This window comes from Streptomyces sp. NPDC001373 (assembly GCF_042895815.1).
In the GTDB taxonomy this organism is placed as follows: Bacteria; Actinomycetota; Actinomycetes; order Streptomycetales; family Streptomycetaceae; genus Streptomyces.
Genome location: NZ_JBIAWQ010000047.1, coordinates 1 through 10,368, shown reverse-complemented (window position 1 = coordinate 10,368; position 10,368 = coordinate 1). Strand labels below are relative to the sequence as shown.

The 10,368-nt window shown below is 70.0% G+C and carries 12 protein-coding genes and 2 pseudogenes; 9 read left to right on the top strand and 5 right to left on the bottom strand.

Going from position 1 to position 10,368, the window contains the following annotated elements:
- Positions 1-60: 60 nt before the first annotated feature.
- Positions 61-990, bottom strand: a complete 930-nt coding sequence (locus ACFY15_RS36640; protein WP_390827052.1) for a helix-turn-helix transcriptional regulator — start codon at positions 988-990, stop codon at positions 61-63.
- A gap of 101 nt (positions 991-1,091) precedes the next feature.
- On the opposite strand from ACFY15_RS36640, the gene ACFY15_RS36635 reads away from it, so the two are divergent.
- A complete protein-coding gene (locus tag ACFY15_RS36635; protein ID WP_390827051.1) occupies positions 1,092-1,826 on the top strand; it encodes an alpha/beta fold hydrolase in 735 nt (244 codons plus the stop codon).
- Positions 1,827-1,930: 104 nt separating this feature from the next.
- Positions 1,931-2,986, top strand: coding sequence for a winged helix DNA-binding domain-containing protein (locus ACFY15_RS36630; protein ID WP_390827050.1), 1,056 nt, complete (start codon positions 1,931-1,933; stop codon positions 2,984-2,986).
- Between the two features lie 63 nt (positions 2,987-3,049).
- Here the strand turns inward: ACFY15_RS36630 and ACFY15_RS36625 are convergent.
- Both ACFY15_RS36625 and ACFY15_RS36620 read right to left on the bottom strand, forming a co-directional pair.
- Positions 3,050-3,304 (bottom strand): annotated as a pseudogene (locus ACFY15_RS36625) (hypothetical protein); the annotation flags it as partial.
- Between the two features lie 11 nt (positions 3,305-3,315).
- Positions 3,316-4,029, bottom strand: a complete 714-nt coding sequence (locus tag ACFY15_RS36620; RefSeq protein WP_390827049.1) for a hypothetical protein — start codon at positions 4,027-4,029, stop codon at positions 3,316-3,318.
- A 181-nt stretch (positions 4,030-4,210) separates the two neighbouring features.
- On the opposite strand from ACFY15_RS36620, the gene ACFY15_RS36615 reads away from it, so the two are divergent.
- Both ACFY15_RS36615 and dmpI read left to right on the top strand, forming a co-directional pair.
- Positions 4,211-5,110, top strand: coding sequence for a LysR substrate-binding domain-containing protein (locus ACFY15_RS36615; RefSeq protein WP_390827048.1), 900 nt, complete (start codon positions 4,211-4,213; stop codon positions 5,108-5,110).
- Positions 5,111-5,224: 114 nt separating this feature from the next.
- Positions 5,225-5,407, top strand: a complete 183-nt coding sequence (gene dmpI / locus ACFY15_RS36610) for a 4-oxalocrotonate tautomerase DmpI (RefSeq protein WP_042811709.1) — start codon at positions 5,225-5,227, stop codon at positions 5,405-5,407.
- A gap of 316 nt (positions 5,408-5,723) precedes the next feature.
- Here dmpI and ACFY15_RS36605 read toward each other — a convergent pair whose 3' ends face one another.
- Positions 5,724-5,939 carry a hypothetical protein gene (locus tag ACFY15_RS36605; RefSeq protein ID WP_390690484.1) on the bottom strand — a complete coding sequence of 72 codons (216 nt, stop codon included), beginning with the start codon at positions 5,937-5,939 and terminating at the stop codon, positions 5,724-5,726.
- A gap of 432 nt (positions 5,940-6,371) precedes the next feature.
- Between ACFY15_RS36605 and ACFY15_RS36600 the strand changes: the two genes are divergently transcribed.
- The 4 genes and pseudogenes from ACFY15_RS36600 to ACFY15_RS36585 all read left to right on the top strand — a co-directional run bounded on the left by ACFY15_RS36600 (position 6,372) and on the right by ACFY15_RS36585 (position 8,572).
- Positions 6,372-6,977, top strand: a complete 606-nt coding sequence (locus ACFY15_RS36600; RefSeq protein WP_390690892.1) for a TetR family transcriptional regulator — start codon at positions 6,372-6,374, stop codon at positions 6,975-6,977.
- A 102-nt stretch (positions 6,978-7,079) separates the two neighbouring features.
- Positions 7,080-7,724 (top strand): cysteine hydrolase family protein, encoded by a 645-nt coding sequence (locus ACFY15_RS36595; protein WP_390827047.1) that lies wholly within the window; start codon positions 7,080-7,082, stop codon positions 7,722-7,724.
- Between the two features lie 178 nt (positions 7,725-7,902).
- Positions 7,903-8,229 (top strand): annotated as a pseudogene (locus ACFY15_RS36590) (transposase); the annotation flags it as partial.
- A gap of 52 nt (positions 8,230-8,281) precedes the next feature.
- Positions 8,282-8,572 carry a transposase gene (locus ACFY15_RS36585; RefSeq protein ID WP_390827046.1) on the top strand — a complete coding sequence of 97 codons (291 nt, stop codon included), beginning with the start codon at positions 8,282-8,284 and terminating at the stop codon, positions 8,570-8,572.
- Positions 8,573-8,612: 40 nt separating this feature from the next.
- Here the strand turns inward: ACFY15_RS36585 and ACFY15_RS36580 are convergent, their stop codons facing one another.
- Positions 8,613-8,888: a hypothetical protein gene (locus tag ACFY15_RS36580; protein ID WP_390690895.1), complete on the bottom strand. Its 276-nt coding sequence runs from the start codon at positions 8,886-8,888 to the stop codon at positions 8,613-8,615.
- A gap of 136 nt (positions 8,889-9,024) precedes the next feature.
- Here ACFY15_RS36580 and ACFY15_RS36575 point away from each other — a divergent pair, with 136 nt between their 5' ends.
- Positions 9,025-10,269: an NAD(P)/FAD-dependent oxidoreductase gene (locus tag ACFY15_RS36575; protein ID WP_390827045.1), complete on the top strand. Its 1,245-nt coding sequence runs from the start codon at positions 9,025-9,027 to the stop codon at positions 10,267-10,269.
- Positions 10,270-10,368 lie beyond the last annotated feature (99 nt).

Genomic DNA, 10,368 nt, shown 5'->3' with positions numbered 1-10,368 from the left:
GTCCTCGGACAACACCAGCTCGGCCATCGGCCGCCCCATCTTCGCCATGAAGACAGCCTACTAATTCAACGAATTCCCGGCGCAGGACACTAGATTCTTGAGCGCCTGCCGCAGTTCGTCGGGATGGTGGATGGTGAAGGGCCACTCCAGGGAGGCGAGCATGTGGGCCATGCCGTCCAGCCGTTCTGCCCGTGCGTGCATGAGAACGCCGGTGGACTGGGCGGTGAGGGTCACCGCTGAGCGAGGCAGTCGGCGAGCGATCTCATCGAGGGGGCCATGGATCGTCACCTCGACCTGCCAGCGGTAGGGCCCCTGAGCGAGGGTCGAGGTCAGGTGGGCGACGGGGTCGAAGCCGTCGGGTGCGGTGAAGCTGTCGGCTCGGGGGGTGACGGAGGTGATGCGGTCGATGCGGAAGGTGCGCAAGCTGTCGCGGAGGTGGTCGTGGCCGACGACGTACCAGCGGCCGGTGTGGAAGACCACGCCGTAGGGGTCGATGTCGCGTTCGGTGTGTTCCCGGCGCCAGGACTGGTGGTGGATGCCGACGGTCGTGCGGGCGCGGGATGCCTGGGCCAGGGCCAGCAGGACGCCGGTTCCGGGTGCCTGACCGGTCACGGCGTTGGCGGTGAACGACAGGGTCTCCCGCATGGCGGCGAGCGGTTCGCGCAGGGCGTGCGGAAGCACCCGCTCGATCTTGGCCAGGGCACCGGCACTGGCCGGCGCGGCGGTGCCCATGCCCAGACGTTCTGCCGCGAGCAGGCCAAGGACGACGGCGAGAGCCTCCTCATTGGTGAGGACCAGGGGTGGCATGCGGTAGCCGCGTGCCAGCCGGTAGCCGCCGTAGCGGCCGCGTTCGGCCTCCACGGGGATGCCCAGTTCCCGCAGGTGCGCGGTGTACCGGCGCACCGTGCGCACGTCGGTGTCCAGCCGGTCGGCCAGCTCCATCCCGGTGAGCCGGGCGTTGGACTGGAGGAGTTCCAGCAAGGTCAGCACGCGGGTCAGGGGATGCGACATGGATCACTCGGCATTTCAGGGCGGATTCTGTCCTGTATCGACTTTACGCTCCCCGCAGCACCTCACTCCAGGGAGATCACATGGCCACCTTCGTACTCGTTCCCGGCGCCTGGCTCGGGGCATGGGCCTGGGAAGACACCGCCCGAGCCTTGCAGGAGCGCGGCCACACGGCGCTGCCCCTGACACTGACCGGCCTGGCCGAGCACGCCGACCAGGGTGGCCCTCAGACGGATCTGGACACGCACATCGCGGACATCACGGGATTCGTCGAAAAGCACGATCTGCGCGACGTCACGCTGGTCGCCCACAGCTATGCGGCTGCACCGGTCACCGGGGCAGCCGGACGTCTCGGCGACCGGCTGGAGCGCGTGATCCACGTGGACAGTGCGCCGTTCACCGCAGGCATGTGCATGCTCGACCTCATGCCACCGCAGGCAGTGGACCAGCTGCGCCAGCAGGTCGACGCTTTTGGCGACGGGTGGCGGCTACCAATGCCGCCGTTTGAGGTCCTGGGCTTGTCCAGCAGCCTCGACGGGCTCGATGAGGGCCGGCAGAACGTTCTGCGCACGCGTGCCACCCCTCAGCCGTTCGGCACCTTCACCCAGCGTCTCGCCGGCCCGGCCGAGCCCGGTCCCGGTGTGGACCGTGTCCTGATCGCCTGCCGTGACTTCACGGGACTGCTGGACGCCGGAGTGCCGATGCTGGCCTACCTGAACCAGCCGCCGTGGCGGCGCTTCGATCTGCCCACCGGGCACTGGCCGATGCTGTCCGCGCCCGCCGAACTCGCCCGCTTCCTCGACAAGGCCGTCTCCTGACCGCGCCGGCCGAGAGGCACAGCCCGACACCTGACCACGAAAGCATCCGCAGGCTTCGGGCCTGTGCGCAGGCCCTGGCCGGCGGAGCACGCGAGGCCTCTGCCGTGACGGTCGTCCGACGGGTCTTCGCCATCCAGGCCCAGGACGCCACGGCCGCCGACCTGGGCATCCGGGTACGCGGCCGGGACATCACCGCCCAGGCCATCCGCACGGCATACGAGAAAGAGCGGAGCATCGTCCGCAACTGGTACATGCGCGGCACCCTGCACACCATCCCCAGCGACGACGCCCGCTGGGTGTTGCAGTTGCTGTCCCCGCGGATCCTTGCCGCAACCAGCCGCCGCTACCAGCAGCTGGGCCTGGGCGATGATCTGCGCCGGCGCGCCGACCATCTCATCCGGCGTGCTCTTGCCGCGCACGGCCCACTCACCCGGGCCGAGCTGACCGAGCGCCTTACCGCCCTCGGTATCCCGCCGGACGGGCAGGCGCCGTTCTACCTGATCCGCCACGCGGCACTCACCGGCATCCTCTGCCATGGTCCGCAGCGCGCCGGTGAGGGCACCTATGTGCTGCTCGACGACTGGCTGCCCTCCACCGGGCGCTTCCGGTGGGAGGGCGACGATGCTCTCGCCGAGCTGGCCCGCCGCTACCTTGCCGCGCACTCCCCCGCCACCTTGGAGGACTTCGCCGCCTGGTCCGGACTGCCGATCACCTGGGCCCGCAGGGCCTGGAAAGTGCTGGCGGAATCCGGCGTGATCACCGAGTACGGCGCATTGACCATGCTCGCCGGGCGGGTGAAAGAACTCCCACGCTCGTCTGACACCCCGGATGTTCGCATGCTGCCCGCCTACGACAACTACCTGATCGGCTACCGCACCCGCGAGGCGTCCGCCCCGCTCTCCACCAGGCTCTTGGTGGGCGCTCCCCCTCTACCCAGCCCGCAGCACCGCCGCCCTTGTCTTTGTTGCAGTCCTGTTTGCCGATGCGCTCGCCTGGGGCCTCGCGCCTCGCTCGCGCACGCGTTGAAACGCACACCAGGCGGGGCGGAGAGGGTGTGGACCCGACTCGGTCGTGTATCTGGTTCTGTACACGGCGAAGAGCAGGTTCCGACAGCAGTTCGGGAGGCACCCGGGCCGTCAGCGCCGGGCCGTTGTTCATGACTGCGGGAGGCGTCGCCCAGCCCGGGGAAGTCGTGCCAGCGTCCCTCGAAGCCGACGCGCTCAGGTAGCCGGCTGCTTCTGCTGCTGGAGCCACCGGCCGATGTCGTCGCCGTCCATGAGCACGCCGGGGGCGATGTCGGGCAGGGCGCCGTCGGCGTCGACGAGGTCGGCCAGGACGCGGTAGTGCCGCTGCCAGTCCAGCGGCCAGGGGCAGTCCCAGTCCTCGTCGATCGCGGTCAGCCGCGCCGCGCGTTCCGCGGCGCGGCCCGGATGATTGCCCAGGCCGTTCTCCGCGCCCTTTCTGCGGAGGTCGGCCATGGGACGCACGATCAACCGGCCAGCTGACGGGCCTCTGACCGTACCTGCAGCGTCATGGCGGCGAGTCGGTCCAGATCGATGCTCTCCGGGGCCGGCTGCGGGCCGTCCGGGGTGACCAGCGCCACCAAGGCCATGGTGTTCCTGTCCGACCATGCGCACATGGGCATGTCGACCCGGACGTCCTCATCGCCGGGCCGGGTGAGAACCTGGCAGCTCACCGTGATGTCGCTGCCCGGCGGGGTGATGTCCTTGGGCGGGACAGGCGCTTGTGCCTCGGTCGGCGCCGAGGCTCCCGACAGCAGGGCCGTGCGGGATCTGTCGTGCGGGGTCGTGAAACGGCCGTACGCCCCCGTCACCATGAGGACCTCTCGCGTACCCGCCGAGCCCTTCTCGTACCGGGCGGTGACGCGGGCGGGCTTCCCGGCAGCGGTGCCGGAAGACCCCATGGGTGCATCGTCCTTCGAACTCGGCGGAACGTCTTCAGACCGCTGGTAGGAGCCACCGAGCAAGGTGTCGGGCATGGAGAGCCGGTACTCGTCCGGCCCGCTCGCCATCCACCGCACCCCGAATCCCGCGGCGAGGAGGCCCACGACCGACACGGCGACGATCAGTACCGTCCTCCTGCCCCGCCGCCTTCCCACAGGGCCGTCTGCCCCCGGGTCCGCGTTCGACTGCTGCGAGGTCCCGGACGTGTCGGGCGGGTTGGGGGAAGTCGACATGGTCATGATCAGACATTACGGTCTCGAGGACCTCCGCCCCAAAATGCCGGTCACCCCCGCCCCTGTTCCGTCCCGGCGCCGAGCCGGGACGGAACAGGGGCGGGGGAGTGGCTGGCCCGGCCGTACGCTGGCCGGGGCCTTCGCGGGCCGCCGCAGATCAGGACAGGGACCGGAACCGGGGGATCACGTGGAGCTGCGCCAGTTGCGGTGCTTCGTCGCCGTCGCGGAGGAGTTGCACTTCGGACGGGCCGCCGACCGGTTGATGCTCGGCCAGCCGGCGGTGAGCCAGCAGGTGCGCCGGCTGGAGCGGGAGCTGAAGGTGGAGCTGTTCGACCGCTCGCCGCGGTACGTCCGGCTCACCGCGGCCGGCGAACGGTTCCTGCCGGCCGCCCGACAGGTGCTGGCCGCCGAGCGGGCCGCCGCGGCGCTGGCCGCCGAACTGGCCGATCCCGGCGCCCGGACGTTCGGGCTCGGTACCATCACCGGGCTCGGCGAGCGGCTCGACCGGATCCTCGACGCCTACCAACGGCACGCGCCCGAGGTCCGCGTGGAACTGCACTCGGCCCCGGTGCAGGAGCGGCTCGCCAGGCTCGCGGACGGGCGCTTCGACGCGGCCTTCGTCCGCGGCGAGATTCCCGCGGGCACCGACGACGTGCGCTTCCTGCCGCTGCCGGCCGACGAGTTGATGGTCGCCCTGCCCGCCCGCCACCCGCTCGCGGAGCGTTCCGAGCTCGACCTGGCGGACCTCGCCGAACTGCCGCTGCGGCTCACCGAGCGCCGCAACCATCCGGCGCTGGTCGACCTGGTGCTCACCGCCTGCCACCGGGCCGGCTTCCAGCCCGTCCCCGGCCCGGCGTCCAGCACCCTGCAGGACACGCTCGCGGCGATCGGCACCGGCACCCCGATGTGGACGGTCGTCTACGCGGCCAACGCCCGTCTGACCAGCCATCCGCGGATCGCCTTCCGGCCGCTGCGGGACCGGGTGCTGGCCCTGCCGCTGGCGCTCGGGGTGCGCCGCACCGTGCCGCACCCGGAGCTGCTGGTCGCGGCCTGTCTGGGGCGGGCCGCGCACGATCACGAATCGTGATCGCTGCCAGAGCGAAGCTCGTCTGGTTCGCCGCCGGGCTCTGCGGTGGACTGTTCCCAGAGCGCAGACCGGACATCAGGAGCCGGATGGCGCAACCACTTTGAGGAGCAGACCATGCCGATCGTCACCGTCCAGCAGGGCCCCCGCAGCATCGAGCTCAAGCGCGAGCTGGTCGCGCGGATCACCGACGCCTTCGTGGACACGCTGCAGCTGCCTGCCGAGACCGTCCAGGTCTGGATCCACGAGGTCCCCGCCGACAGCTGGGCCGCCGCGGGCAAGCTCACCGCCGACCGTTAGCGGCCGCGCCGCGGGGTCTTCCTGCTCACCACGCCTCCAGGGTGCCCCTTCCCGCGTGCCCAAGGCCATCGCCCCCGGGCGATCCGGTCGGCGAGCCGTCACGGCGACCGCTCGCCGAAAGGGGCGGTCGGTATCGGCAGGGCCGCGGGGCCGATGCCGGAGTGGGTGCGGTCCTACCGGCCGGTGCGGGGCCTGCGGCCCCGTGTGCCACCCCGCTCGCCGCCGGGGTGGGCACCGTGCGCCCTCCCGGGTATCCGTTGCCGTCCGGAGAACGGCTGCCCATCGCCGCGCGTGGGCGTGCGCCGAGGGTGGCTTCTCAGGTGGTGGTGATGCGGGTGAGGGCGATGTGGGGCCGACGCAGGGCGTCTTCGGCTTCCGTGTACTGCTCGGGGCTGGGTTTGACGGCGCCGAAGCTGGGCCCGTCCGGGGCGGGCAGGGTCCGCCAGTGAAGGACGGGGGTCGGGGCGGTGGAGGCAGCGCCGAGGAACCAGGCCAGGCGCCCGTGGACGCTCGCGAGGGCGATGGCCAGCACCGCGAGGGCTCCCGCAGGGACTCCAGCCGTCGTCCAGCGAGGGGAAACGACGACCACAACGGTCACGCAGCGCTACATGTCCGTTGACCGTAGCTACTGAACTTGAATCCGTGATGTCGGTGTCCTGTCGCACTAAAGCTGGCGGATTCCCGCTCGGTCTCATCCGTGTTGTCGGATTCTCGCCGTTTCGCGCTGAGTGGACGTTTCTGCTTCGCCCGGGTGATTTGGTCTCGCTTTACAGGTTGCGGTCTCACCGGGCCTGCCGCAGTCGCTTGCCGTATGCACGCGGGAGGAGCGCCAGGTTCGAATGCGGCGTTTCGCTTCGGGAACTTGGGTCGTGTCGACACGAAGAGAGCGTCATCGGCGGTGCTCGCGGGCAGCGGAGCAGCCCGATTGCCAACTGGCGGGTTGGTTGCTTCGTATGCTGGGCGCATGGCATGGGACACCGCGAAGACCAAGAGGCTGCTGCTCGACGCGGCCGTGGACGAGTTTGCCGCGCACGGGCCGGAGGGTGCGCGCATCGACCGCATCGCGGCTGCGGCTGGGGTCAACAAGGAGCGGATCTACCCCTACTTCGGCGGTAAGCGGCAGTTGTTCGCCGCTGTGGTCCAGCGTGAGCTGGAACAGCTCGCCGCCGCAGTGCCGATGACTGAGGCGGACGGGCGGATGGTGGACCTTCCGGAGTACGCGGGCCGGGTGTTCGACTATCACCTCGCCCATCCGCACCTGCTGCGCTTGCTGCAGTGGGAGGCCTTGTATGGCGATGCCACCGTTCCGGTCGCGGGCGAGGAGCGGCGGGCTGCCTACTACGCCGAGAAGGTAGCAGCCGTCGCCCGTGCGCGTCGGGCGGGAGCGGAGCCCACGCAGGCCGGGGCCTCGCTCCCGCCCGAGGAGCTGCTGTATGCCGTCGTGGCGTTGGCTGGCTGGCAGTTCGCCGTGCCGCAGCTCGTCCGGATGATCACCGGTGGTACGGCCGCCGAGGATCCGGCCGCCCGGCGCGCTGGCGTCGTGGACATGGTGCGCAGGCTCACGCACTGAACGGCCTCCGCTACATTTCCAACTGGCGGGTTGGAGATGTGGGCCTGCCCACGCTAATGTCCAACTCACCAGTTGGAAATACTCCGGACAAGGAGCCTGACCATGACGGTCATGTCCGCACACCCGAACGCCGCCCTCGTCCTGATCGAGTTCCAGCGCGAGTGGCTCGACCCCGAGCACGGCCGCCTCAACCACCTCGTCGAGGACCGTGACCTGCTCGACACCGCCGTACGCGGCGCCGCCGCCGCGCTGGCCGCAGCCCGCGCGCACGGCGTCCCCGTCGTCCACGTGCCCCTTGTCCTCACCCCCGGCGCACCGGAGCTGGAGGGCTGGACCCCGGCGCGGCTCGGCCTGCGCGCAGCAATCCCCAAGGCCGGCACCTGGATCCAAGGCAGCACCGGCGTACAGTTCGCCGAGGCCTTCCAGCCCGCCCCTGGCGAACCGGTCGTGAGCGGCCGCGCCGGTGCCAGCGCCTTCGCCGGCTCCTCCGACTTCGACCTGATCCTGCGCCGACTCGGCGTCACCGACCTGTATCTGGCAGGCTTCGCCACCCATGTGTGCGTCGAATCCACCCTGCGCGAGGCCCACGACCGCGGCTACACCACCCACGTCATCCACGACGCCTGCGCGGCCTTCACCCGCGCCCAGCAGGAACACGTCCGCGAGCACGTGATCCACCACTTCGGCGACGAGACCAACGCCGCCGCCTTCGCCACCTCACCCGACATGGCGATCTCCGCACGATGACGACGAGGAGTGCACCGCCACCGGAGACGGCCGGGGCCTCCTCACCTGTCCCGGTCTGTTGCCGGCCGTCCTGGAGACCGCCGCGCAACCGCCTCGAATTCCGCGAAGGGGACCTGTCCCCGAGTGGTGGACACCTCTGATCCCGGCCACGCCAAGGGCCGGGTAGGAGGCATCTTTTATGGTGATGAAGGTCTACTCGCCCGAGTTCAAGGCGGACGCTGTCGCGCTGTACCTGTCGGACCCGAGCCACACCTTCGAGGGCATCGGCAGAGATCTGGGGATCAGCCGTGAGACGCTGCGTAACTGGGTGCGGGCCGAACGGGCCCGCCGCGGCGGGGGCAGCACGACGAGCACGGAGAAGAGCACGGTGTAAAACGACGAAGTCTTTCGCACCAGAGATGACCCGGTGACCAACCGCTTCCAGTTCATCGAGGACCACCACCGCGCCTGGGGCGTGAGGCGGTTGTGTGCCGTGCCGGAGGTCGCCCGCTCCAGCTTCTACAAGTGAGGCTCCCCTCGTAGCGTGGAGTCCGTGACAGCAGGGGATGTTGGTTGTCATGGCGGAGAAGCGTCGGAAGTTCACGGCGGAGTTTCGTGAGGGGGCGGTACGGATCGTGACGGAGACCGGGAAGCCGGTCCCCGAGGTCGCGGAGGACCTGGGGATCAACGAGACGACGCTGGCGAGCTGGGTCTCGCGGGCGAAGCGGGCCGGGAAGGCGACCGTCGAGGACAGGGACGCGTTGATCGCGCGGCTGACGGCGGAGAACGCGGCGTTGAAGAAGGAGAACAAGGAGCTGGGGATGGAGCGTGATGTCCTCAAACGCTGCACGGTCCTGTGGGTGAAGTAGCTGCGGCGGACCCGGCCGTCGGCTCGGTCGATTCCCGCTGCTAGCGGTGGGCGGACGTGGACATGACCAGACCGGTGATGAGCAGGGACAGGCCGATGGCGAGTAGGGGGAATCCAGGGCCCGGCAGGAAGTGCATGGCCACAACGGCCAGGGTCAGGGGCGCGCCGGTGGCGGCCATCACCCAGGCGGCCTGTCGCTTGGACCCGGGCCGTTCGTTGTCCGGTACCGGGATCGGCGGCGCGGCGGTTCTGTCGGCCGGCGCTGCTGCCTTCGAGGTGCGTCGCGAGGTGGCCGCTCGTAGGGGCTGACCGCTCACCGGCCGCCATCACTGGGCGATACCGACACCCTTTCCGGGCTGTGGCTCACATCACATCCGGTTGCTGTCAGGAATCGGGTCGCTGTCCCGCTCAAGTCACCGAGAGCCCAGCGGATCGAACCGACAGGAGTATCACATGAAGCACCGTATCGTCGTCCTTGGTGCCGGATATGCCGGGACCTACGTGGCGGGGAACCTGGCCCGTCGGCTGTCCCCGGCCGACACCGAGATCACCGTGGTCAACGCCGTGCCGGAGTTCGTTGAGCGGCTGCGGCTGCACCAGGTCGCGGCTGGCCAGGACATCGAAACCCAGAAGCTCTCCGACATCTTCGCGGGCACCGGGATACGGCTGTGCCTGTCCCGTGTCACCACCATCGACCCGGAACGTCAGGTCGTCGCGGTGGCCGGCGCTGATGGAGGCGGCGCCGAGGAACTCGGCTACGACACGCTCCTCTACGCGCTCGGCAGCCACGGTGACGACCGGAGCGTCCCCGGTGTGGCCGAGCATGCTTTCGACGTCGCCGCCCGGCCCTCGGCGCTGCGCCTGCGCGAGCGCCTGGACGGCCTGAGGGAAGGCGGGAGGGAAGGCGGGAGGGTGCTGGTCGTAGGCGACGGTCTGACCGGTATCGAGACCGCAACCGAGATAGCCGAATCCCGGCCCGGTCTGTCGGTCGTGCTGGTTGCACGAGGTGAGTTGGGCGCCCGGCTATCCACCGGGGCCCGCGGCCATCTGCGTCTGGCCTGCGACCGGCTGGGCATTACCGTCCTGGAGCACACCAGCGTCGAAGCCGTCGAAGAGGCAGGGGTCCTGTGCGCCGACGGCAGCGACCTGGCGTCCGACGCCACGGTGTGGTCGGCTGGGTTCGCGGTCGACCCGATCGCGTCCGCTGCCGGGCTGGAGGTCACCGAGGACGGCCGGATCGTCGTCGACCGCACCATGCGCTCGCTCTCGCACCCGAACGTCTACGCCGCTGGCGACAGCGTCCATGCCATCGGCGACAGCGGCCGGCCGCTGCCGATGTCCTGCGCCACGGCCGGTTACACCGGCATGCAGGCCATGAAGGCCATCGTGGGACGCCTGACCGGCAGCAAGGTCGGGCACGTCAAGCTTGACTACCCGGGCAACCACATCAGCCTCGGCCGCCAGGACGGAATCCTGCAGATGGTCGACCACGAAGGACAGGCAAAGCCGAAGTACATGGGCGGCCGGAAGGCCGCACGGATCAAGGCGGGCATCCTCAAGATGTCGCTGTGGACCAACTCGCACCCCACCTTCTGCATGCCCACGCGCAAGCGCCACCTGGCCGCCACTCCGGCTGCGTCCGCCGCGAACGCGGCCCCGTACGCGCAGGACGCCCCGGCCGACAAGGCGGTCGCATAGCCGCCTAGGGCGCGTATTTGGTTGTGATCAGGCGGTGGTTCTGGTGAGGTCTTTGATCCAGATCATTGCGCCGCGAAGGTGGAGGGCGGCGAGGTAGCT

Bases quoted from the DNA above. Each gene is read 5' to 3' on its own strand.
- ACFY15_RS36635 (WP_390827051.1), top strand. From the start codon at position 1,092: ATGGCCACCTTCGTACTCGTTCCCGGCGCCTGGCTCGGGGCATGGGCC.
- dmpI (WP_042811709.1), top strand. From the start codon at position 5,225: ATGCCGATCGTCACCGTCCAGCAGGGCCCCCGCAGCATCGAGCTCAAG.
- ACFY15_RS36585 (WP_390827046.1), top strand. From the start codon at position 8,282: ATGGCGGAGAAGCGTCGGAAGTTCACGGCGGAGTTTCGTGAGGGGGCG.
- ACFY15_RS36620 (WP_390827049.1), bottom strand. From the start codon at position 4,029: ATGACCATGTCGACTTCCCCCAACCCGCCCGACACGTCCGGGACCTCG.
- ACFY15_RS36595 (WP_390827047.1), top strand. From the start codon at position 7,080: ATGACGGTCATGTCCGCACACCCGAACGCCGCCCTCGTCCTGATCGAG.
- ACFY15_RS36600 (WP_390690892.1), top strand. From the start codon at position 6,372: ATGGCATGGGACACCGCGAAGACCAAGAGGCTGCTGCTCGACGCGGCC.
- ACFY15_RS36575 (WP_390827045.1), top strand. From the start codon at position 9,025: ATGAAGCACCGTATCGTCGTCCTTGGTGCCGGATATGCCGGGACCTAC.